Consider the following 21,700-nt stretch of genomic DNA (forward strand, 5'->3'; position numbering starts at 1 on the left):
GGGTACCCCGTCACGGCGAGGTACCCCGTCACGACGGCATCCCGCGCCGCGCCGCGGCGGTGATCACCGCCGCGGCCAGCGGGACGTCGAGCGTGCCCGCCCCGAGGCCGATCTCGACGAGGCGGTCGAAGGCGCGCCGGTCGTCGCGGGCCGCGGCGGTGGCGAGGTCGACCAGCCAGGGCCGCCGGGTGAGCCGGGCCAGCACGTCGGTGTGCCGGAGGTGCCTGCCGAGCCGGTGCCGCAGGGACCGGCGGTAGGAGCCGGCCGGGTCCGGTGTCGTGGCGGCCGCGCCCGCCAGCGCGCCGGAGAGGACCGCGTAGTAGATGCCCTCACCGGTCAGCGGGTTGATCAGCGACGCGGCGTCGCCGGCCAGCAGCACCCGGCCGTGCGCGACGCGGGGTCGCCCGGGTGACAGCGGCAGGCGGTGCCCGCGCAGCGGCACCGGCGGGAGGTCGGGGAGCAGGTCGTGCAGCCGGGCGGTCAGCTCCGCGCGGGTCGGCGGCGTGCCGCGGACGAGTTCGCCGTAGCCGACGTTCGCGGTGCCGTCGCCGACCGGGAACACCCAGGCGTAGGCGGGCCAGTGCGCGGTGGCCATGACGAGCCGCTGTTCGCCGGCCGGCCACGGCTCGGCACCGGTGTACCCGCGCAGCGCGATCGCGATCGTGCCCGCCCGCGCCCCGCCGGCGCCGCACCGCCGCCGCACGACCGACTCCGCCCCGTCCGCGCCGATGACGGTCCGGGCGCGGACGGCGCCGTCGACGAGGACCGCCCCGTCCTGCTGGACGAGCGTGCGGACGCGGTGCCGCCGGAGCACCGCGCCCGCGTCCCGGGCGGCCCGCACCAGCCTCGCGTCGAGGAGCACGCGGGGGATGACGGAGGCCGGTCGGGCGAAGTCCCGCCCGGCTCGCGCGCCCCTCGGCGACACCAGGCGCAGCGCGGTGACCGGCCGGGTGCCCGCCGCGAGTTCGTCGACCGGCACGCCGAGACCGGCGAGCACGTCCAGGGCGTGCGGCGCGACGCCGTCACCGCAGACCTTGTCCCGGGGGAAGTCGGCGGCGTCCAGCAGGAGCACGCGGGCGGACGGGTCGGCGCGCAGCGCGGCGATCGCCGCCGTCGACCCGGCGGGTCCGGCTCCGACGACCACCAGGTCCCAGTCGGTCCCGGCCATCAGCGCGCGAGCTGGTCGACGACGGCGGCGAACAACCGCGGGGCCAGGACGGTGGCCGGCACGATCCGCCGGGCGAGCGCGGGGCGCCCGCGCGCCCACAGCAGGGTCTCGGTCAGCCAGCGCGACCGCCGCGACGTCCGCTTCCAGGCGCGGTCGTAGTCGGCGGGCCGGTCCGCGCGCAGGCAGCGGACGAGTTCGGCCGCGGTGCTCAGGGACAGCGCGAGCCCCTCCCCGGTGAGGGCGTCGACGTAGCCGGCGGCGTCCCCGACGAGCAGGACGCGCCCCGCGACCCGGCCGGAGGCGCGCTGCCGGAGCGGGCCCGCGCCCCGGACCGACGAGACCGGTTCCGCACCGGAGATCCGCGCCGCGAGGTCGGGGAAGGCGGCGAGCTGCTCGGTGAACCCGCCGCGCACCGAGGACAGGATCGCGACGCCGATCGCGTCCGGTCCGACCGGCGTCACGTACGCCTCGGACCGCGCCGCCCACGTCACCTCGACCGCGTCGGTGGTCGGCGCGAGGGCGTAGTGGCGGCGCAGCCCCCAGCGCGGCGGGCCCGCCGACCCGGCGGTCCCGTCCCCGGCGAGGCCGACGAGGTCTCGGACCGCGGAGTGCAGCCCGTCGGCCGCGACCAGGTAGCGCGCCCGCAGGCCGCCGGCCCGCACGTGGTCGCCGTGCTGCGAGAGGTCCGTGACCGCGATCGGCAGGACCGGCACGCCGTGCCGGATCACCTCGGTGCGCAACGCGTCGTGGAGCACGGTGCGCCGCACTCCCCTACCGGGGCCCCCGCGGAACGCGGCGTGCGCGGACAGCGCGCCCTGCCGGTAGGTGATGCCCCCGATGGGGTACCCCGGTGGGTCGACCCCGAGCGCGGTCAGGGCACGCACGGCACCCGGCATCAGCCCCTCCCCGCACGCCTTGTCGACCACCCCGGCGCGCTTCTCGCACACCACCGCGTCCAGGCCCGCACGCGCGCACCCCAGTGCGACGGCGAGCCCGGCCGGACCGCCGCCCACCACGACCACGTCGTGCAGGCGCTCAGGCATCCACCGACCTCAGCGCCCGGTCCTCCGCCCGGATCCGCACCGTCAGCAGCCCGGCGTTCACCGCGGTGAACACCGCGGCCGTCAGCCAGGCGCCGTGCACGAGCGGCAGGGCGAAACCCTCGACGACGACGGCGACGTAGTTCGGGTGCCGGAACAGGCGGTACGGGCCGCCGGTGACGAGCGGGAGCCCGGGGACGACCACGATGCGGGTGTTCCACTGGCGGCCGAGCACGCGGATGCACCACCACCGCAGCGCCTGCGCCGCGATCACCAGGGCCAGCATCGGCCAGCCGAGCAGGGCGGTGAAGGGCCGGTCGGCGACCCACACCTCGGCCAGGCAACCGGCGAGGAGCCCGGTGTGCAGCACCACCATGAAGGGGTAGTGCCCGAACCCCGTCTCACGCCCTCCCCGGGCCAGGCTCCACGCCAGGTTGCGCTTCGCGACGACGAGTTCGCCCAACCGCTCCACCGCGACCAACCCGACCAGCACGGCGTACCACACCTGGCTCACCACCGCAGCAGCACCAGTTCGGCGCAGAACCCGGGCCCCATGGCCACCACCACTCCCCAGTCACCGGCGGACGCGGGCCGGCCGGTGAGCGTGTCGGCGAACACGTGCAGCACCGAGGCCGACGACAGGTTGCCGATCCGGTGCAGGGAACCCCACGTCAGGGCTAACTCGTCCTGGTCGAGGTCCAGCACCGACTGGATCGCCTCGATGACCTTCGGCCCGCCGGGGTGGCAGATCCAGCGGGCGACGTCGCCGACCTCCAGCCCGTGCGGCGACAGCAGCCGCTCGACGTCCTGCGCGAGGTGGGTGCGCACGAGGTCCGGGACCCCCGCGCCCAGCACCACCTTCAGGCCCGTGCTGCCGATGTCCCAGCCCATCGCGCGTTCGGAGTTCTCGTACAGGTGGCTGACCGAGTCCACGACCCGCGGCCCCGACGCCGCGGCCGGGTGCCGGTCGCCCACCGCGACCACCGCGGCGGCGCCGTCGCCGAAGAGGCCGGAGGCGATCATGTTGGCGGTGCTGGAGTCCCCGCGCTGGAGGGTGAGGGAGCACAGCTCGACCGACACCAGCATCGCCACCGACGTCGGCCAGCCGCGCAGGAAGTCGTGCAGCCGCGCGATGCCCGCCGCGCCGGCCACGCAGCCCAGCCCGAAGATCGGCAGCCGCTTCACGTCCGGGCGCAGGCCGATCCGCGACGCGATGCGCGCGTCGAGGGAGGGCGCCGCGATGCCGGTCACGGTCGTGGAGACCACGAGGTCCACATCGGCGGGGGTGAGCCCCGCCCCTTCGAGGGCGGCGAGCGCGGCCTCGCAGCCGAGGTCCACCGCGACCGACAGGAACGCGTCGTTCGCCGCGGTGAACCCGTCGAGCTCGGCGTAGCGCTCGATGGGCAGCGCCAGGTGACGGGAGGCGACCTTCGCACTGGTGTGGAACCGGCTCGCCACGGCGCGCGCGGTCTGGTCCGCCAGGCACAGCCGGCCGAACACCTCGGTCAGCTGCGCCTGCGGGTATCGATGCGGCGGGAGCACGCCGCGGACCGCGGAAATCGTCGTCACCCGTTTCACGGTACGGCTTGTGCGTACACTCGGCAGATGATCGGCTCGCCGGCAGGTGCTCCGCGCCGGGCGCGGACCGGACGGGGGTTGGCGCGGGGTCTCCTCGAAGCCTGCCACCCGGTGCCGGGACTGGCGGTGACGCTGGTGGCCGTGGCGCTGGCCGTCGGCACCGGGCTCACCCCGGGGCGGGTCGCGCTGCTCGGCGCCGCCGTGTTCACCGGCCAGCTGTCGATCGGCTGGTCCAACGACTGGGTCGACGCCGCGCGGGACCGCGCCGTCGGGCGAACGGACAAGCCGGTCGCGACCGGCGCCGTACCCCCGGCGGTGATCGCCACCGCCGCGTCCACCGCGCTGGTGACCACGATCGTGATGTCCTCGCTGCTCGGGGTGATCGCCGCCGCGGCCCTGCTGATCGGTGTCGCCGCCGGGTGGGCCTACAACCTCGGGCTCAAGGCCACGGTCTGGTCCGGCGCGACCTACCTGATCGCCTTCGGCGCCCTGCCCGTCGCGCCGTACGTCGCCTCGCCCGGACAGCCGTGGCCGCCGTGGTGGGTGCCGGTCGTCGGCGCGCTGCTCGGGTTCGGCGCCCACTTCGCGAACGTCCTGCCCGACCTGCGGGCGGACGCGGAGACCGGGGTGCGCGGGCTCCCCCACCGGCTCGGCCCCCGGACCGGGGTGATCGTCATGGCCGGGGCGCTGGCCGCCGCCTCGGTCGTGCTCGGCGTCGCACCCGCGACCACGTCGACGGCGTTCGCGCTGACCGTGTCGGCGACCGGGATCGCGCTGGCCGCCGCCACCACCGCGGCGGCGGTCCGCGCGCCGCGCGGTCCCCTGGCGTTCCGGCTGACGATCGGCATCGCGGTCCTGGACGTGGCGCTGCTGATCACGAACGCGATGTGAGTCCGGCCCGGTCGGCGCCGGGGTCCGGGACCTCCTCGCCGACCGGGTGCCGGGTGTCAGGCGATCGTGAACGCCTGGCGGCCGCCGCCGTCGTGGGGCCGCTGCTCCAGCTGCCCGCCCTGGGCCGGTGGCGCGGTCAGGTACAGGCCGCTGAAGCGGTTGGCCAGCCGGTACCGGCCGTTGCCCGCGTCCTCGAGCAACCACTCGTCGTTCGTGTTCGCGCCCGGCTCGTAGGAGTATTGGACCACCTTGCCGCCCGCGTCCCGCGACGCGCCGTGGACGACGACGTCCTTGCCGCTGTGCTGGTTCACCAGGCGCACGTAGCCGTCGCCCACCGGGGTCAGGGTGAAGCGCTGGTTCGCGCCGCCGTTGCCCGGCCAGCCGATCACCGGCACCTCGTCGGCCACGCCCGCGTCGTACACGTCGACCGCGAGCCCGGTGCCGGGGTTGGTCAGCACCCGCGCGCCCGCCGGCGCGGTGACCGCACGGGTGAGCTTCACGACGTGACCGCCGTTGGCGACCTGGGCCACGCTCAGCGCCTCGCCCGCCTGGACCACCCTGCTGGTGCGGACCAGGCCGGCCGGGCCGTCGGTGGTGATCTCGGCGTGCCACGCGCCCGGGGGCAGGAACGCGGTGGGGTAGGTGACCGTGCCCGCCGCGCCCTTGCGCACCGCGCCGACGAACCACCGGTCGCCGTCGCGGCGCGCCAGGACCGCTCCCGAGGCCGGATCACCGGACACGAACCGGGTCTCGTCCCACGTGGTCGGCAGCAGCCGCATCCAGCGCTGCGCCTCGGGCCGGGCCTGGTAGTCGGACACCCGACCGCCGGGCAGCATGATGCCGCTCTCGTACAGCACGCCCAACGCGAGTTCCGCGGCGTCGCTGTTCGGGTTGCCCTGCTGGAAGCTCATCGGCGAGTAGTCCGCCGGGCCCAGCGCGCCGCGCGTGAACGGGATCGCGGTCACGTGGTCGATCGTGCGCCCGCCGGGGTACTCCTCGCCGCGCACGTCCTCCGTGGTCAGCACGTGCGGCCACGTCCGGTGCACGCCGACCGGCAGCCGCGAGCCGTGCAGGTCGACCATCAGCCGGTACCGCGCGGTGCTCGCCAGCGCCGCGTCGTACCACTGGTGCCGGGCGCGGGTCTCGGAGTCCATGAAGTCCATCTTCACGCCCACCACGCCCCACCCGGTGATGCGGCTGAACTCCGCGTCGCGCTCGGCCTCGGTGTCCAGGTCCTGCCAGTGGTACCAGAGCATGACGCGCACGCCGCGCGCCCGCGCGTGCTCGACCAGTTCGGGCATCCAGGTGACGCCCTTCCACCCGTCGTCCACCAGCAGGTACGGCCACCCCTGCGCCGAGGCGTAGTCGGCCCACTGCTTGAGCCTGGGCAGGTTGCGCTGCGTGTCGTGGAAGCCGTCGAGCCACGGCCACGCCGCGATGCCCGGTCTGATCCACGACGTGTCGGCGACCTTCGACGCGGGCGCCACGTCGTCCACGAGCGTGGACTCCACGACCGTCGCCGTGGTGCCGATCGCGGCCGTCCGCCACGCCGTCGCGAACGCGCCGGTCCGCGCCACCTGCGCGTCGGCCAGCTTCAGCGCGAACCGCCCGGTGCCGCGCGCGTGGGTGAACCGCCCGCCGGACCAACCACCGTCCACACCGGACTCGGCGAGCAGCACCCGTGAGCCGTTCGGGTTCTGGGCGAACACGCTCATGTCGTACTCGCCGTCGGCGACCGCCGACGCGGCGGAGGTGACGTGGTTGTTCTCGTGGTTGACGCCGAACGGGGCCAACGACACCAGGGCGTCCCCGAGCACCTCGAACGACGTGGCCTCCCGCAGCACGGTCGCGCTGCCGGGCAGCTCGTACCGCAGGGCGACCCCGTCCCGCGAGGTGCGCACGACGACCGTGATCCGGGCGGTGTCCCTGGCGAACACCAGCCGGGTCTCGGTGGCCGTCCGCGAGCGGTTCCGGGACTTCCCGGCGACCACGGAGTAGTCGTAGGACACCGGGGTGTCGGTGCGCCCGACGAACGTCAACCCGGACGTGAAGTCGGCGGCCGCGGTGACCAGGCCGATCGGCGCGGGCAGCAGTGCGGCCCGGCACTCCCAGGTGGCGCCCAGCGCGAGGCTGCCCCCGGCGTCCAGCGCCACCGTGGCCCGCACCCCGTCGCACCCGCCGGCGCCGACCCCGGGCTGGAGCGACGTCCAGCTCCCGGGCGCGGCCCGCGCGACCCCGACCAGGCTCCCGACCACGGACAACGCGATGACGCCCGCACCGAGTGCCCGGTGCTTGCGCTTCCCCGACATGGCTCACCGCCCCTACTGCGGAGGGTGGCGGCCCGTGACTCACGGTACAACCGATCAACCCCATCCGTACAGGGGCACCGCCGGCCCGACCGGCACGGGTCGCGCCGTCGCGAAACCCTTTCGGGCAGACTTCGCCTTCCTGTCGTGATCGACAGCTCCGGCGCCGGTGGGCGCTGGGAGGGTGGTCGGAGCCGCCGCTCCCCCTGCCCGGGAAGGAACCGATGAAGCGAAACCGATCACGGCTCGCCCTGCTGTGCGCCGCCGCCGCGCTCGTGGCGACCGGCCCGGCGACGGCGACCCCGGACGACCGGCCCCACCTCTACCAGGTGCACGCCCCGCTCGGCACCGAGCAGGCCCTGCTCGGCGGGGGCTTCGACGTGGTGGAGCACCGCGAGGGCGACAACCTGTTCGTGCTGGGCGACCCGACCACCGGCGCCGCGCTCGAACGGGCCGGGTTCACCGCCGCGGTGGACCAGGTGCTGCCCGAACCGCGCGGCGCGGCCACCGCCGACACCTTCTACGGCGGGTACCGCACCGTCGACGCCCACCGGCGGCACCTGGACCAGGTCGCCCGCGAGCACCCCGACCTCGCCACCGTCGTCGACTACGGCGACTCCTGGCTGAAGACCCGGGGCCGGGGCGGGCACGACCTGCGCGCCATCTGCATCACCCGCAAGCGCCCCGGCGACTGCGCCCTCTCCCCGGACGCGCCCAAACCCCGCTTCTTCGTGATGGGCCAGCTCCACTCCCGCGAGCTGACCACCGGCGAGATCGCCTGGCGCTGGATCGACCACCTGGTGGGCGGCACCGACCCGGAGGTATCCGGTCTGCTGGACACCACGGAGTTCTGGGTCGTGCCCATCGCCAACCCCGACGGCGTGGACAACGTCCAGCGGGGTGGCGAGTCCCCGTTCTCCCACCGCAAGAACGGCAACGACACCGACCACCAGGGCACCACCTGCGGCACGGCGTCCCACACCCACCACGGGGTCGACCTGAACCGCAACACCGGCTCGAACCAGGGCCTCCAGAACGCCTCCGACCGGCAGTGCGACCAGAACTACCGGGGCACCGCGCCCGACTCGGAGCCGGAGACCCGGGCGCTGGAGGCGCTGTGGCGCTCGCTGTACCGCGACCGCCGCGCGGCCGAGCCCGCCCAGCCCGCGCCCACCGACACCACGGGCCTGGTGCTGTCCCTGCACAGCTACGGCAACTACGTGCTGTTCCCCTGGAGCGGCGGCGCGCCCGACCGGCGCACCGGCAACGACGCGGCGCTGCGGGACCTCGCCCAGGAGCTGGCCGAGCTGGCGGGCCCGGGTTGGCAGTACGGGCAGTCCGGCCAGGTGCTCTACTCCGCGTCGGGCACCACGGACGACTGGGTCTACGACGACCTCGGCGTGGCCTCGTTCGTGTGGGAGCTGGGCTCCTCGCCGGAGGAGACGTGCGGCGGGTTCTTCCCCGCCCACACGTGCCAGGACGGGTTCTTCTGGCCCAGGGCGCTGCCCATGCTGCGGCACGCGGCGCGCCACACCGCGGCCCCCTACGCGCCGGTGCCCGAACCGCCGACCGGGTGCGCCACGCGGACCGACGACACCGACACCCCGGTGGTCACCCGCACCCCGCCGGTGACCGTGAGGATGACCGTCAGCGGCTGCGAGGGCGACGCCCGGTCCGCCTCGCGCGTCGAGGTGCGCTTCAAGAACCTGACGGGTTCCCTCATCAGCCTGGACCTGATCGCCCCGGACGGCACGGCCTACCGCCTCCAGCACCAGTTGGTGAGCACCCTGCCGGACCCCGGCGGCTCCTTCACCGTCGACCTGTCCCGCGAGACCCGCGACGGCACCTGGCAGCTCCGGGTGCACAACGTCATCTGGGTCGGCACGGGTGACCTCGACCGGTGGAGCTTGACGCTGTAGCCGGATCCGTCCCGGGATCGCCGTTCACCCCGCGGTGAACTCCACCCCGGCGGCCCGCAGGTCCACCTGGAGGGCCGCCAGGGTGATCCCGAAGTCCGACGCACCCTCGACCGGCACGTGGCTCAGGTCGTGGAACAGGTCCGCGTCGTCCGGGTGGTGGTCGAGCCGGGTGACCCGCAGGTCCGTCACCCCGGAGAACGCCAGCCGGCAGCCCCGGCCGCCCGCCAGCGAGAACACCAGCTCCACGGTCAGACCGGACGGGGCCGGTCCGATCCGGACACCGGTCACCCCGGCGTCGTTGTGCAGGTCCACCAGGCCGAGCGCGGTGCCCTCGCACTCGATGATCCCGGCGTCCGACCCCCACGGCTCCAAGCCCCGGAACACCGCACCCGACACCTCACGCCTCCAGCAGGTCCCGTTGACCGCCGGTGACAACCATCACCGGCTCGTGGAGTTCACAGTGTCCCCCGGTCGAGAGCCCGGACAGCACTCGGGCCCGCCGGTGAAGACCGGCGGGCCCGAGGGTGGTGGTGCGGTGTCAGTGGTGGGCGCGACGGCCCCGGCTGGTCACCAGGTGGTAGATGCCCAGCACCACGAGCGACCCGAGGATGGCCAGCAGCCAGGTGCTCAGGTCGAAGAAGCTACCGATGTCGGAGCCGAAGATGGCGCGGCCGATGAAGCCACCCAGGATGGCGCCGACGATGCCCAGCAGCATGGTGATGATGATGCCGCCGGGGTCCTTGCCGGGCATGATGGCCTTGGCGATGGCGCCGGCGATGAGACCCAGAACGATCCAACCCAGGATGCCCACAGTGGTTCCTTGTCCTCGTGCCACGCCTGCTCCTGCAACGCGGCGTGATCGCTACCGACACCGGGTTGCCCAACTCGCACGGATTTCACACCTACGAATTTTCGACGTGCCGCGCGCTCCGGGCGCCGAACCGGGTCGCACCCCGGTTGACCTGCGGTCGAGGGCGGGAGGAGGTGCCCGGAACGGCTGGGAACGCTACCGGATCGTTGTCGAAGTCGCGTTGTTCAGCCGGTGGAGGTGAGGTGCGCGGCCCCGGCTCCCCCGGACGACGGCGCCGTGCGGTGCTCGCGGAACGTGGTCGCGGCGACGAGGGCGGCGGGCACGAGGAGGACGGGGGCTTCGAGCCTCGGACCAACCCGCCGCACGACGAGCCGGACCACCTCGACCCGGTGGCCGGGCAGACCCGTACCAGGGTCGTCCTGCGCGCGGCCACCCTGCGCGACGACCTGCCGCGGATCGTCACCAACGGCACCCCGGGCGTGGTCTACGCCCCAGGACCGCTGCGCGGTGGGCAACGCGCTGAGCCGGACCGGAGGCGTCACCGCCGATTCCCTCGTCGGTCGCGCCCCGTTTCGGGGAAATCGCGGAGTGGGTCTTCACCGCGCCGGGGGACCCGTCACCGGGGGCAACGGGTCCCCGGGCGTCCGGTCAGTCGCCCACGACCATGCGCAGGAACTCGCGCGCGACCGCCACGGGGGTGTGGCCGGCCACCTGGTGCGGCGCCTGCCGGGAGGCTTCCCGGTAGGCGTCCGGATCGGCCAGCAACTCCGCGGTCGCCCGCCACAGCCGGGCCGGCGCGTCGTCGAGGTCGATCGTCTTCAGGGTCGACCCGGTCAGCGCGGGCAGGTGGCCGAACCCGCTGACCACGTTCAGCTCGACCATCCTGCCCGCCTTGCCGGTGAGCACGGGCAGGTGGCCGAAGTCGTAGCCGACCACGGGCGTCCCCACCGACAGCGCCTCCGCGGCGACGTTGCAGAACGTCTCCGGGCTGGTGGAGGGCACGAGCACGACCGACGCGCCCGCGAGGAAGGGCTGGGCCTCGGTCCACGGGATCGCCGGCAGGATCTCCACGTCCGGCAGCTCGGCGGCCAACTGCCGGCACTCGGTGATCATGTCGTCCTGCATCCCGGGCCACAGCTCGAACACCGCCTCGGCGAGGACGACCTGCACCGGCCGGTCGAAGCCCTCGGGGTAGGCGCGCAGCAGGTCCGCCACGCCCTTGGAGGGGTCGGCACGGGCCAGGACGCGCACCGGGCCGGTCTGCCTCAGCCGCTCGCGCTCCTCCTCGTCGGGCGGCACGCCGGGGCACAGCAGGGCGTTGGGCAGCGAGTGCCACCGGCTGGAGTCGAGCCCGGCGCGCGCGGCCTCGTCGATCAGGAAGTCGCTGATGGAGATCACCGCGTCGGGGGCGTGGGCGAGGCTCCTCGCCATGGGCTCGTCGACCCGCAGGAAGTAGACCATCAGCGCGGTGCGCACGCCCGCCGGGGCCGCGCCCAGGTAACCCAGGCCCACCCCGGCGTCGGTCCAGCAGGCCACGTCGATCCGGTGGTCCTCCATCAGGCGCAGGACCTCCTGCCGAACTGGTTCGGGGTCGGCGGGCATCACGTTCAGGTCGTCGAACAGCACCGTCGGGGGCAGGGTCACCGTGCTCAGGCGGACCAGGTCCGGCCCGTCGTCGGGGGTGGCGGGACCGGCGGCGACGATGACGGCGCGGTGGCCGAGTTCGCGCAGCCCGTCGGCCAGGGAGGCGATCCCCCGTTCGACGCCCGCCGGTTCGTCGGGGTTGTGGGTCAGCAGGACCAGAGCGATGTTCACGGGTGCTCCACGGTAGGCAGTGGTGGGAAGCGGCCGTCGGGCGCCCGGCCGTCGGGCGCCGGACCATCGGCACTCGGCTGTCGGGCGCCCGGCCGTCAGCGCCCGGCGAAGACCGTGGCGACGAGTTCCTGGCGGGCCGGGCCGTAGTCCTCGAAGGCGCCCCGGAAGACCGACGACGTCATCAGCGCCGGGGTCCGGACCCCCCTCATGCTCATGCACAGGTGCTCGCCCCGACCGATGACGGCCACGTCGGCGGACCCGGTCGCCGCCACCACCTCGTCGGCGATGTCGCAGACCAGCCGCTCCTGCACCTGGAGGCGGTGGGCGTGGCGGTGGGCGATCCGGGCGAACTTGGACAGCCCCAGCACGTCGCCGTCCGGCTTGTACGCGATGGTCAGGGTGCAGGAGAACGGCAGGAGGTGGTGCTCGCACAGCGACCACACCGCGAGGTCCGAGACCATGACGATCTGGCCCTGCGAGACGATCGGGAACCGGGTCTCCGCGCCGCCCGCGTCGTAACCGCTGAACTCGCGCCACCACCGGGCGAACCGCGCCGGCGTCTCCTTCAGCCCGTCCCGGTCCGGGTCCTCCCCGATCTCCACCAGGAGCCTGCGGGCCACCTCCTCCAGGGGGTCCCGCACCGATTCCGGGCCCTCCACAGGACTGGTCATGGTCACTTCCCCCTCCGGTCGCCCCACACCGAGACGTGCAGTCTGGTGGTCAGGTTCCACCCCCTGGCGATCACGGCATCGCCGAGTTCGCCGAGGGTGCGGTGCACCTCGTCCCCGGTCCGGCCCTCCGGCATGATCCACACCGGCTCGGTGCCGTACCCGTCCACCACGGCCGCCACCTCGTCCAGGTCCGCGGGGGTCCGGCAGACGAACTTGAACGCCGTCCCCGGCACCGCCGCGAGCGCGGTGAGCGCGGCCGGGACGAGCCGGCGCGACCGGCGGTCGCCGGAGTGCGCCAGCTTGGGCGAGACGGTGAACCGCGCCAGCCCGGTCAGCTCCGGGATCGGCGCCACGGTCCCGTTGGTCTCGAACTCCACGCCGTGGCCGGAGTCGACCAGCGCGCGCACCAGCGGCACCAGCCGGTCCTGCTGGGTGAGCGGTTCGCCACCCGAGATCACCACCAGCCCCACCCGGTACGCCACCAACCGGTGCAGGACGTCGCGCCAGGGCATCGCGTGGAGTTCCACCTTCGGGTCGTACGCGACCCCGGTGTCCCCCACTCCCCGCCAGTCCCACGTGTACGGCGTGTCGCACCACCGGCAGGACAGGTTGCACCCGCCCAGGCGCACGAACGCGCAGCGCCGGCCCAGCGACGGTCCTTCTCCCTGCACCGCTTCACGTAGGGCCGAAGATCTCGTTCACGACGAGCTTCGGACCTGCTGCGGCACCACCCCCTCCGGGACGCGCCGCCGACCCCGCGGTCACGGCCGGTACTCCGCCCACGTCTTGGGCGTCTCGGAGACGTGGACCGCGCTCAGCTCCGGGTAGTGCGCCGCCCAGCGCTCGTAGATCCAGCAGGCCAGGTTCTCCGCGGTGGGGTTGCGGTCCGCCAGCACCTCGTTCAGGTGGCGGTGGTCGATCTCGTCGTCCAGCCACCGCTTGAGCGCCGACAGCTCGCCGTAGTCCCGGACGAAGCCCACCGCGTCCAGACCGCCCGCGCTCAGCTCCACTTTGACGACGTAGTTGTGACCGTGCAGCCGACCGCACTGGTGCCCGTCCGGCAGCCCGTCCAGCCGGTGGCTGGCGGAGAACTGGAACTCCTTGGTGATGCGAAAACTCATCCCGAACCTCCTGGTCCCGATGCTGCCCGCGCCGCGCCGGGCGGCGCATCACGGCGTTGACCGAGAGGCGGCCGGACGACCTCCGCAGGTGGCCCGGTCTCGGTCGGACCGGTGCGGCACTTCGGGTGCCGCCGTGATGTGCGGCGGAACGGGCGGGGTCGAGAATCCGGGTGTTCATGCGATCACCGGCGGACGGCGACGTCGAGCTGTCGGCGGGCACCCGCTTCGGGGAGGGGCAAGGCCGTGAGGGAAATTCTGGTCACCGGTGGCGCGGGGTTCATCGGTTCGCACTTCGTCAAGCGCCTGCTCCGGGGCGGCGGGCCCGCCCGGGTGACGGTGCTCGACGCGCTGACCTACGCCGGGAACACCGACAACCTGCGGGAGGTGTGGGACCGCCCCGACTTCGCCTTCGTCAAGGGGGACATCCTCGACGAGGCCCTGGTGTCCGACCTCGTGGCGGCCCACGACGCCGTCGTGCACTTCGCCGCCGAGTCCCACGTGGACCGGTCGTTCGCGGCGGCGGGGAGGTTCGTGTCCACCAACGTCCAGGGCACCCAGACGCTGCTGGAGGCGGCGATGCGCCTCGGGGTGCGGAAGTTCGTGCACGTGTCCACCGACGAGGTGTACGGGCCGATGCCGTCCGGCACCGCGCGGGAAGGCGACCCGTTGCGGCCGACGACCCCGTACGCCGCGTCGAAGGCGGCCGGCGACATGGTGGCCGTGTCGTACTTCCACACCTACGGCGTGCCGGTGTGCATCACCCGTTCCTCGAACAACTACGGCCCCGGCCAGCACATCGAGAAGGTCATCCCCTCCTTCGTGTCCACGCTGCTCGGGGGTGGGCGCATCGGCCTGCACGGCAACGGCGAGCACGTCCGGAACTGGTTGCACGTGGAGGACCACTGCCGGGGCGTCGAGCTGGTGCTCCGCCACGGCGTGCCCGGGGAGGTCTACAACATCGGCGGCGGCACCGACCTGACCAACAACGAGCTGACCGCGCTCGTCCTGCGGGCGTGCGGGGCCGACTGGGACTCGGTCGACTACGTGGCCGACCGCCGGTCCAACGACATCCGGTACTCCCTGAGCTGGGAGAAGATCGCGAACGACCTGGCCTACCTGCCCGTCACCTCGTTCGCCGACGGCCTGGTGGAGACGGTGGACTGGTTCCGCGCGAACCCGGACCGGTGGGCGCCCACCCGGCCGAGGGCGAACGCGGACCGGCTCCCGGCGATGCGCGGGCCGGGGCCGGACGCGGGGTGAGGGGACCGGCCGACATACGGCGGACCGCTGACCGCGTCCGAGGCCCTGCCGGCGCGGTCGCGGTGCCAAGGCCCTGCCACAAGCACGATCGCGCAGGGTCGAGGCCCTGCCGGCGCGGTCGCGGCAGGGCCTCTGACGCGGTCAGCCGAGAACCCTGACCTCCGCGCCGATCCGGTGGGCCTCGCGCAGGACGGCGTCCCCCCAACGCCCCCACAGCTCCCCCAACCTCGGGGTGATGACGACGAGGTCGACGGAGTCGTCCGGCAGCGGGGTGCGAATCCCGATCGCGTGGCGCACCCCGTGCCCGGCCGCGGCGACCACCTCCGGGTCGAAGTCGAACAGCACCGCCGACGCCGGCCACGCCCGGAGGTCGCGGCCGCAGCCGAAGACCGCGACCTTCCGGCCGGCGGGCGCGGTGAACGGGTCGGCCGCCCCGCCGACGTCGGCCGAGCGAGACCTGTCGAGCGCGTCGAGGAAGAGCAGGTGCTCGTCCTCCACGTTCCACTCGTGGTCGACCACCAGCCCGGCCCGGGGCCGGGTGAACCAGGCCCACAGCAGCTCGACCACCGGTTCGGGGTGCAGGCGCAGGAACAGCAGCACGTTCGCGGCGTTGCTCTCCGGGTTCGACGAGCTGTCCTTGGGGTGGGGGGCCTCGACCGCCCAGGCGTCCCGGCTCACCTCGAAGCCCACCCCGTGGCGGAAGAGGCGGAAGGCGAGCTCCAGGTCCTCGCCGCCCCAGCCGCGGAACCCCTCGTCGAAGCCGCCGACCGCGTGGAAGTCCTCCGCGCGCACCGAGCAGTTCACCGACCAGAACCACTGCCACGGCACCGTGCAGCGGCCCAGGTCGAACCCGAAGCGCTCGAACGCGAGGTGGCGGGCGTCCCGGAAGTCGGGCGCGTCGCGGTGGTGGCGGACCAGCTCCTCGGGGGACGTCGGCCCCGCGCCGGTGGCCGGCGCCGGTTCGTCGGGCCGGTAGCCGAAGGTGTAGCCGATCACGGCCGCGGGCCTGCCGGGGTCGGACTCGTGGACGGCCAGGTGCGCGGCCAGGAAGTCCGGTCCGGGCACCACCCCGGCGTCGACGAAGACCAGCACCGGCGCGGTCGTGAGCCCGACCCCGGCGTTGCGGGCGGCGGCGGCCCGGAAACCGAGGTCCTCCTGGAAGGAGTACCGGACCCGCAACCGGTCGGCGAACCCCTCGACCACGCCGCGCGTGCCGTCCGACGAGCCGTCGTCGGACACGACCACCTCGAACTCGCTCGCGGGCACCCCCTGCCGCGTCAGGGCTTCGAGGGTGGCGCGCACCAGGGCCTCGCGGTCGTAGGTCGGGACCACCACCGCGATGCGCGGCCCGTTCGCGCTCTGCGACGACATCGTTCCCCCGGTCCTCACCCTCGACGCGCGCGGTCGGGCCGCGTCGCGTGCACGACGAACGTCCGGATCTCCTCCGGGATCAGCGGCGACGGCCGCGCGGCGACCTCGAAGCCCCGCGCGCGCAGCAGCGCGTCCACCTCGGCCAGCCGCCCGTCCAGGTCCTGCACCTCCAGCACGAGCCGGTCGATCAACGCCCACTGGCCGGGGTCGACCCCGCGCAGCACGTCCAGCTCCGCGCCCTCGACGTCGACCTTCACCAGGTCGACGCGCTCGCCGGCGGTGAGGAACGAGGACAGCCGCCGGACGGGCACGCGCACCGGTTCGCCGACGTAGTGCGAGCGCACGTGCTCCTCGGCGCCCAGCCGGGACAGCACCGCGATCTGGAGCTCCTTGTCCGCCGGGTAGCGGGTGGAGTTGCCGGGCGCGAGCGGGTAGTAGTGGAACAGCACCTCGTCCTGGTCCTCGCCGCCCAGGGCGCACTCCTCGACCACCACGTCCCGCAGGCCGTGGCGCGCCACGTTGCGGCGCAGCGCCCGCACCGGCGCGGGCATGGGTTCGAAGGCCCGGACGCGGGCCGCCGGGTGGTCGCGCTTGAGGAAGTAGGTGAACAGCCCGATGTTGGCCCCCACGTCGAGCACCAGCGCGTCGGGGCGCAGCCGGATGCCGTCGTAGCAGCCCTGGTCGAAGATCTCCTCGTACTGCCAGCGCGCCTCGTCCGCGTGCGGCGTCCAGAAGTCCAGGCCCTCGTCGAGGGGGATGTCCAGCAGGTCCGTCATGCGTGTCCTCCCGGGTGCGGCGGTCGGGTCCGCCGGGTTCACGGCGCGGCGAAGGTGGTGGTGGCGTCGAGGTAGCCGGTGGGGTCGGCGATCCCGGCGTCCCGGAACGCCTCGCGCCGCTCGTAGCAGGTGCCGCAGAGCCCGCAGTGCACCTCGCCGCCCTTGTAGCAGGACCAGCTCAGCTCCAGCGGCGCGCCCAGCGCGGCCCCGTGCGCGGCGATCTCGGCCTTCGTCCAGGCCATGAAAGGTGCCTGCACCTCCGGCGCGGGGAAGCCCTCGTTGGCCACCGCGACCAGCCCGCGCAGCGCCTCGACGAACGCGGGGCGGCAGTCCGGGTAGATGAAGTGGTCGCCGGAGTGCATCCCGAGCGCCACCACGCCCGCGCGGCGCGCGACCGCGATCGACACCGCCACGTTGGCCAGCACCGCGTTGCGGTTGGGCACCACCGTGGCGCGCATCGACTGCTCCGCGTAGTGGCCCTCGGGCACCTCCACCGCGCTGTCGGTCAGCGCGGAACCTCCCAGCAGCGCCCCGAACCCGCTCAGGTCCACCACCTGGTGGACCGCGTCGTAGTGCGCCGCGACCCGGCGGGCCGAGTCGATCTCGCGCCGGTGCCGCTGCCCGTAGTCCACCGTCACCGCGACGATGTCCTTGCGGAGTGCGGCGTAGTGCGCCATGAGGGTGGTGGAGTCCATGCCGCCGGACAGGACGACCACCGCGACGAACGGGTCCGACCGGCTCTCGTCGTGTTCCATCTGACCTCCTGGTGCGGGGTGGGCCGGTGCGCCCCCGGCGCCGGTGCGGCGGGGCCCGGCACCCGAGTGTGGTTCGCGGGCGGGGTCCGGCACATCACGGACGGGGCCGAGAGACCCGGACCGCGACGCCGAGATCCGCGACGCCGAGGTCCACGCCACCGGGAGCCACGCCACCGGCCGCCGCGCCGTCGGTGAGCAGCTCCCACACACCGGGGTGGCCCAGCACGTCCGGGAGGTCGTCGCGGCCGGTGATGTCGAGCTTGCGGTAGGCGCTGGACAGGTGCAGCTCCACGGTGCGGCGGGTGATCCGGCGGGCCGCCGCGATCGCCTTGTTGGTCAGGCCGCGCACCGCGTCGAGCAGGATCTCGCGCTCCCGGCGGGTCAGCGCCACCACCCCGCGCAGCGGCACGTGCTGCACCGCGTGCCCGCCCGCGGCGCGCAGGTGCCGCCGCGCCTGCTCGCCCAGCGCGACCGCGCCGCAGTGCTCCGCCCGCCGCACCGCCTCGGTCAGCGCGGTCACCGCGTCCTGGTGCCTGCCGGCCCGCGTGAGCAGCCGCCCCAGGTCGCAGTACGCCCGAGCCGGTTCCCAGCCGCCGGGGGCCTGCTGGAGCAGCGCGATGCCCTCGCGCAGGAGCCGCTCGCCCTCCGCGCCGCCGCGCACCCAGCCCCACACCCGCAACGCGCGCCCGCGCTCCTGCGGCGAGCCGGCGTCCTCGGCGTGGCTGACCTGCTCGGCCGCCGCCCGCGCGGCCTCCTCCGCCGAGCCCAGCGCGTCCAGCAGGGCGACCCCGTGCAGCCGCCACAGCAGCGAGCCGACCCGGGGCAGCTCCAGGGCCTCGTTGAGCGCGTGCAGCTCGGCCAGGTCCCGGCGGGCGCGGGGCGGGTCGCCCTCGGCGATGCGCAGCCGGGCGCGGACCAGCAGCACCTCCCGGTGGTACCAGGCGGGGCGCAGGGCACCCGCGTACCCGTGGTGCTCCAGCACCGCCGCGGCCCGCTCCCGGTCACCGCGGCTCAGCCACACGTCCGCGGCCAGCGCCACCAGGTTCGCCCGGACCGGGGCCAGCGCACCGGCCGTGCGGACCGGCAGCGCGTCGAGCCCGTCGGCCAGCCGCCGCCGCGCGGTGTCCAGGTCGCCGTCGGACACGGCGATCCTCCCGGCCACCAGCGCCAGGCCGGCGCGCAGGGCGGTGGACGGGCGCGGCACGAGCTGCCGGAGCCGCCGCACGCACGCCCTGGCCTCCTCGCGCTGCCCGCCTTCGACCAGCACGGCCAGGACCGCGATCAACGCCACCGGGTGCGGGGTCAGCTCGTCGAGTTCGCGGTCGAGCACCCGGTGCGCCCGCCGCAGCGCCTCGTCGGGGTCGCGGTCGAGCAGGTGCAGGCACAGCGCGCTGACCGCGACGACCGCCGGGTGCGGTTCCACCCCCGGGTCGGCGTCGGCCAGGAAGCGCTCGGCCAGCTCCACCGCCGTCGCGGGCGGGCTGTCCAGGACCGCCGACAGGAGGCGGTGCAGGTCGGACCAGCCCTGCGACTCGGTGCCGGTCACGGCCACCGCCACCCGGCGCAGCACGTCCTCCTCGGTGTCGCCGACCTGGAGGGTGCCGGCGATGCGGGCCAGCAGCCCGCGCCGGGTCGGCTCGTCCGGGGCCTGCCCGAGCGCGGCCACGGCCAGGTCCAGGCCCGCAGCCCGGTCGAGGCGCAGCCGGGTGTCGACCAGCTCCAGGCAGGCGTGGCCGCGCTCGTCGCCCGACGCGGCGCGCACGGCCGCCTCCAGGTAGCGCACGGCGTCCTCGTCCCGGTCGGCGGCGCGGGCCGCGCGCAGCAGGACCCCGGCCGACCAGTTCCCGGTCGGGGGCACCGTGGAGGCCACCAGGTGGTCCGCGACCCGGTCCGCCGGCGCGCCGCGCTCGTGCAGGTGGGCGGCCGCGGCGAGGTGCACGGCGTTGCGCGCCACGAGGGTCGTGGCGGCGGCGACGGTGTTGCGCAGCAGCGGGTGGCGCAGCACCACCGCGTCGTCGTCGGTCACGATCCCCATGCGGGCCAGGACGTCCAGCGCGTCCAGCGCGCGGTGCTGGTCGAGCCCGCTCAGGCGCACCAGCACCGAGGTGTCGGTGCCGCGGTGGCGGTCGACGAGGGCCAGCACCTCGACCAGCCCCCCGGCGTCGGAGTCGACCCGGTCCACCCAGTCGAGCACCCGCTGCACCACCTGCGGCAACACCGCCGCGCGCACCTCCAGGGGGGTGCGCGTGCCCTCCGGCCCGGCCGCCACCCAGGCCGCCAGCCCGACCAGCAGGAGGGGGTTGCCCGCGCTGAGCCAGTGGCACTCCGCCACCAGCCCGTCGGGCCGGCGCGCGCCCGTGCGGGCCTCGAACAACTGCCCGGCCTCGGACCGCGACAGCCCGCCCAGCGCCACCCGCCTGGCCCCGTAGAGCAGCTCCCCCAGCTCGGGCACGACCGCGCCCGGTCTCAGCGAGGCGACCAGCAGGACCGGCAGGTCGGAGCACGCGGCCAGCACGCGGTGCAGCAGCGCCGGCCCGCCGGTCCCGGCCTGGTCCAGGTCGTCCACGGTCACCACGAGGCAGGACCCGCCGGCCGACGCGACCACCGCCTCGCGAACCGCCGCCACCAGCCCGCAGGTCGGCTCCGCGCCCGTGGCACGAGCGTCGTGCCACGCCGCGCGCAGCCGTCGCGCCACCTCGTCCGGGCACAGCTCTGCCAGGTCGCGCAGCAGGTCGTCCACCAGGGCCGCCGGCCCGCGCCGGTCGCGCCACCGCCCGCTCAGGCGCACCGCCGCGTTGCCCCGGGCGAGGGAGTCGGTGGCGAAGGCGTCGAGCAGCGCGGTGCGCCCCATCCCGGGTTCGCCGGTCACGACGCAGGTGACCAGCCCGTCCCGCGTGCTGTCGGCGCGCGCCGAGGCCAGCGCGCCGAGCTGCGCCCGCCTGCCGACGAACACCGCGGGCGGCCGATCCCTCACGACGGGGTTCCGGGACGGGCCACCAGCACCGTCGCCTGGTCCCCGATGGCGTGCGAGCGGTGCCGGAAGTGGCGGTGCACGCGGGGCCGCAGGGCCTCGCGCATCTCCTCGACGCGGGGGTGCCCCTCGTACCAGAAATCGCCGAGCACGGCGCAGGCGGCGTCCACCCGCTCGTCGACGGAGGGTTCCGGGAAGTGCAGCGCGGCCTCCGTGCGGTGCAGCGAGAAGCGGCCGAACCCGGAGTCGGCGAACACCGCCGCGGCGGTCGCCAGCAGGTAGCCCTGGTGGTCGGGCTCCTCGCCGGCCAGGGGGACGCAGACCTCGTTGAGCACCGAGACCAGCTCGTTGTCCGGGGAACCGCCGATGAGCACCACCTTCGCGCCGGGGTCCGACGCGTCGCACACCCGCGCAATCTCCCGCGCGGCCCGCTCCGGGTCGTCCACGTACGGCAGGACCCAGGTGGCGTACACCGCGTCGAAGGCGCCGTCCTCGAACGGCAGCGACTCGGCGTGCCCGGGGTGCACGTCGACGACGCCGTGGCCGGAGTCCTGCAACGAGGCCACCCGGTCGGCGTGGGGCTCGACGGTCGTGCACCGGCCCACCTGCGCGGCCACCGCGCGGGCGATCTCCCCGGTGCCGCCGCCGACGTCGAGCACCCGCCGGTTGTCGGCCACGGCGGCGCGGATGATCGCGACCTCCTCCCCGCGTTCGAGCCTGGTCACGAAGTTCACCCACCCGTCCCGGCCCAGGCCGTGCGGACCGCGGTAGCGGGTGGGCATCCGGTCCGCGGGACCGCACCACGGGTGCTCCCTGACCTCCGTCGCGGTCAGGCCCCGGGTCGGCGCGGACAGAACTGGTTCCCTCGTCGTCACGGTGTCTCCAGGTGTGGGGAGGTTCGACGGTTCTCCGGCGCGCACACCGCATCACTGCGCGCGATGGGGTTGGCGCCGGATTCGAGACCGATATTTTCACAACTACTTAATGGAGTATGCGGTGTCAATGCCGGGCAGCACCTGAGCGGCTTCGCGAAATTCGTGGATCCCGCCGGCCGCACCCTGATATACTTCCTCCCCCGCCGTCGTGAACCACATCTACCAATCGACTAGCCCGGCCGGAGCAGGGAAAATGCCGTCCACCGGCCCCTCGATCCGCAGTTTCGGCAGGCCGGCCGCCGAATTTCCCGCTCGGCCGGAATTACCGTTGACGTAATTGTGGCGCACCACTGCGGCACCAAGGCTGCCCTT

20 protein-coding genes are annotated in these 21,700 nt (G+C 74.6%); 3 read left to right on the top strand and 17 right to left on the bottom strand.

The genetic code is table 11. The annotated features are described in order from the left end of the window. Nucleotides 1–28: 28 nt before the first annotated feature. The 4 genes from Q5530_RS27050 to Q5530_RS27065 are packed head-to-tail and all read right to left on the bottom strand — an operon-like array spanning nucleotide 29 to nucleotide 3,894. Complete coding sequence (locus tag Q5530_RS27050; RefSeq protein WP_415365593.1) at nucleotides 29–1,168, bottom strand: geranylgeranyl reductase family protein; 1,140 nt, start codon at nucleotides 1,166–1,168, stop codon at nucleotides 29–31. Then, complete coding sequence (locus Q5530_RS27055) at nucleotides 1,168–2,211, bottom strand: NAD(P)/FAD-dependent oxidoreductase (RefSeq protein WP_415365594.1); 1,044 nt, start codon at nucleotides 2,209–2,211, stop codon at nucleotides 1,168–1,170. The genes Q5530_RS27050 and Q5530_RS27055 overlap by 1 nt, the downstream gene beginning before the upstream one ends. Continuing rightward, nucleotides 2,204–2,722, bottom strand: a complete 519-nt coding sequence (locus Q5530_RS27060; RefSeq protein ID WP_415365595.1) for an isoprenylcysteine carboxyl methyltransferase family protein — start codon at nucleotides 2,720–2,722, stop codon at nucleotides 2,204–2,206. Before Q5530_RS27060 ends, Q5530_RS27055 begins: the two co-directional genes overlap by 8 nt. Next, nucleotides 2,719–3,894: a type III polyketide synthase gene (locus Q5530_RS27065; protein WP_415365596.1), complete on the bottom strand. Its 1,176-nt coding sequence runs from the start codon at nucleotides 3,892–3,894 to the stop codon at nucleotides 2,719–2,721. Before Q5530_RS27065 ends, Q5530_RS27060 begins: the two co-directional genes overlap by 4 nt. On the opposite strand from Q5530_RS27065, the gene Q5530_RS27070 reads away from it, so the two are divergent. After that, nucleotides 3,814–4,677: a UbiA family prenyltransferase gene (locus Q5530_RS27070; protein WP_415365597.1), complete on the top strand. Its 864-nt coding sequence runs from the start codon at nucleotides 3,814–3,816 to the stop codon at nucleotides 4,675–4,677. The genes Q5530_RS27065 and Q5530_RS27070 overlap by 81 nt on opposite strands. A 56-nt stretch (nucleotides 4,678–4,733) precedes the next feature. On the opposite strand, the gene Q5530_RS27075 is transcribed toward Q5530_RS27070, so the two are convergent. Continuing rightward, nucleotides 4,734–6,986 carry a glycoside hydrolase family 97 catalytic domain-containing protein gene (locus Q5530_RS27075; protein WP_415365598.1) on the bottom strand — a complete coding sequence of 751 codons (2,253 nt, stop codon included), beginning with the start codon at nucleotides 6,984–6,986 and terminating at the stop codon, nucleotides 4,734–4,736. A gap of 221 nt (nucleotides 6,987–7,207) precedes the next feature. Here Q5530_RS27075 and Q5530_RS27080 point away from each other — a divergent pair, with 221 nt between their 5' ends. Continuing rightward, complete coding sequence (locus tag Q5530_RS27080; protein ID WP_415365599.1) at nucleotides 7,208–8,902, top strand: M14 family zinc carboxypeptidase; 1,695 nt, start codon at nucleotides 7,208–7,210, stop codon at nucleotides 8,900–8,902. A 24-nt stretch (nucleotides 8,903–8,926) separates the two neighbouring features. On the opposite strand, the gene Q5530_RS27085 is transcribed toward Q5530_RS27080, so the two are convergent. The 7 genes from Q5530_RS27085 to queD form a co-directional block, all read right to left on the bottom strand. Beyond that, a complete protein-coding gene (locus tag Q5530_RS27085) occupies nucleotides 8,927–9,286 on the bottom strand; it encodes a hypothetical protein (protein ID WP_415365600.1) in 360 nt (119 codons plus the stop codon). 154 nt (nucleotides 9,287–9,440) lie between these two features. Continuing rightward, nucleotides 9,441–9,713, bottom strand: a complete 273-nt coding sequence (locus Q5530_RS27090) for a GlsB/YeaQ/YmgE family stress response membrane protein (protein WP_380631567.1) — start codon at nucleotides 9,711–9,713, stop codon at nucleotides 9,441–9,443. Nucleotides 9,714–9,937: 224 nt separating this feature from the next. Further along, nucleotides 9,938–10,255: a hypothetical protein gene (locus tag Q5530_RS27095; protein WP_415365601.1), complete on the bottom strand. Its 318-nt coding sequence runs from the start codon at nucleotides 10,253–10,255 to the stop codon at nucleotides 9,938–9,940. Nucleotides 10,256–10,361: 106 nt separating this feature from the next. Next, nucleotides 10,362–11,528, bottom strand: a complete 1,167-nt coding sequence (locus tag Q5530_RS27100; RefSeq protein WP_415365602.1) for a glycosyltransferase family 4 protein — start codon at nucleotides 11,526–11,528, stop codon at nucleotides 10,362–10,364. A 95-nt stretch (nucleotides 11,529–11,623) separates the two neighbouring features. Further along, nucleotides 11,624–12,199 (bottom strand): GTP cyclohydrolase I, encoded by a 576-nt coding sequence (folE, locus tag Q5530_RS27105; protein ID WP_415365603.1) that lies wholly within the window; start codon nucleotides 12,197–12,199, stop codon nucleotides 11,624–11,626. Between the two features lie 2 nt (nucleotides 12,200–12,201). Then, nucleotides 12,202–12,870 carry a 7-carboxy-7-deazaguanine synthase QueE gene (locus Q5530_RS27110; RefSeq protein ID WP_415365604.1) on the bottom strand — a complete coding sequence of 223 codons (669 nt, stop codon included), beginning with the start codon at nucleotides 12,868–12,870 and terminating at the stop codon, nucleotides 12,202–12,204. A 90-nt stretch (nucleotides 12,871–12,960) separates the two neighbouring features. Continuing rightward, a complete protein-coding gene (gene queD / locus Q5530_RS27115) occupies nucleotides 12,961–13,320 on the bottom strand; it encodes a 6-carboxytetrahydropterin synthase QueD (protein WP_415365605.1) in 360 nt (119 codons plus the stop codon). Nucleotides 13,321–13,563: 243 nt separating this feature from the next. Between queD and rfbB the strand changes: the two genes are divergently transcribed. Continuing rightward, nucleotides 13,564–14,580 (top strand): dTDP-glucose 4,6-dehydratase, encoded by a 1,017-nt coding sequence (gene rfbB / locus Q5530_RS27120; RefSeq protein WP_415365606.1) that lies wholly within the window; start codon nucleotides 13,564–13,566, stop codon nucleotides 14,578–14,580. Nucleotides 14,581–14,721: 141 nt separating this feature from the next. Here the strand turns inward: rfbB and Q5530_RS27125 are convergent, their stop codons facing one another. The 5 genes from Q5530_RS27125 to Q5530_RS27145 all read right to left on the bottom strand — a co-directional run bounded on the left by Q5530_RS27125 (nucleotide 14,722) and on the right by Q5530_RS27145 (nucleotide 21,328). Then, on the bottom strand, nucleotides 14,722–15,951 hold the full coding sequence (locus tag Q5530_RS27125; RefSeq protein WP_415365607.1) for a glycosyltransferase: 1,230 nt from the start codon (nucleotides 15,949–15,951) through the stop codon (nucleotides 14,722–14,724). A gap of 14 nt (nucleotides 15,952–15,965) precedes the next feature. Further along, complete coding sequence (locus tag Q5530_RS27130) at nucleotides 15,966–16,727, bottom strand: FkbM family methyltransferase (protein WP_415365608.1); 762 nt, start codon at nucleotides 16,725–16,727, stop codon at nucleotides 15,966–15,968. 38 nt (nucleotides 16,728–16,765) lie between these two features. Next, nucleotides 16,766–17,482: a 7-cyano-7-deazaguanine synthase QueC gene (queC, locus tag Q5530_RS27135; protein ID WP_415365609.1), complete on the bottom strand. Its 717-nt coding sequence runs from the start codon at nucleotides 17,480–17,482 to the stop codon at nucleotides 16,766–16,768. Nucleotides 17,483–17,576: 94 nt separating this feature from the next. Further along, the gene (locus Q5530_RS27140; protein ID WP_415365610.1) at nucleotides 17,577–20,456 is read right to left on the bottom strand and encodes an AAA family ATPase; all 2,880 of its coding nucleotides are present in this window, start codon (nucleotides 20,454–20,456) and stop codon (nucleotides 17,577–17,579) included. Beyond that, the gene (locus Q5530_RS27145; protein ID WP_415365611.1) at nucleotides 20,453–21,328 is read right to left on the bottom strand and encodes a class I SAM-dependent methyltransferase; all 876 of its coding nucleotides are present in this window, start codon (nucleotides 21,326–21,328) and stop codon (nucleotides 20,453–20,455) included. Before Q5530_RS27145 ends, Q5530_RS27140 begins: the two co-directional genes overlap by 4 nt. Between the last annotated feature and the right edge of the window lie 372 nt (nucleotides 21,329–21,700).

It is taken from the genome of Saccharothrix sp. BKS2 (assembly GCF_047689505.1).
Lineage (GTDB): Bacteria > Actinomycetota > Actinomycetes > Mycobacteriales > Pseudonocardiaceae > Actinosynnema > Actinosynnema lopnurensis.

Coding starts and splice junctions, on each gene's coding strand:
- folE (WP_415365603.1), bottom strand. CDS start 12,199: ATGACCAGTCCTGTGGAGGGCCCGGAATCGGTGCGGGACCCCCTGGAG.
- Q5530_RS27050 (WP_415365593.1), bottom strand. CDS start 1,168: ATGGCCGGGACCGACTGGGACCTGGTGGTCGTCGGAGCCGGACCCGCC.
- Q5530_RS27080 (WP_415365599.1), top strand. CDS start 7,208: ATGAAGCGAAACCGATCACGGCTCGCCCTGCTGTGCGCCGCCGCCGCG.
- Q5530_RS27070 (WP_415365597.1), top strand. CDS start 3,814: ATGATCGGCTCGCCGGCAGGTGCTCCGCGCCGGGCGCGGACCGGACGG.
- Q5530_RS27130 (WP_415365608.1), bottom strand. CDS start 16,727: ATGACGGACCTGCTGGACATCCCCCTCGACGAGGGCCTGGACTTCTGG.
- Q5530_RS27125 (WP_415365607.1), bottom strand. CDS start 15,951: ATGTCGTCGCAGAGCGCGAACGGGCCGCGCATCGCGGTGGTGGTCCCG.
- Q5530_RS27075 (WP_415365598.1), bottom strand. CDS start 6,986: ATGTCGGGGAAGCGCAAGCACCGGGCACTCGGTGCGGGCGTCATCGCG.
- queC (WP_415365609.1), bottom strand. CDS start 17,482: ATGGAACACGACGAGAGCCGGTCGGACCCGTTCGTCGCGGTGGTCGTC.
- queD (WP_415365605.1), bottom strand. CDS start 13,320: ATGAGTTTTCGCATCACCAAGGAGTTCCAGTTCTCCGCCAGCCACCGG.
- Q5530_RS27055 (WP_415365594.1), bottom strand. CDS start 2,211: ATGCCTGAGCGCCTGCACGACGTGGTCGTGGTGGGCGGCGGTCCGGCC.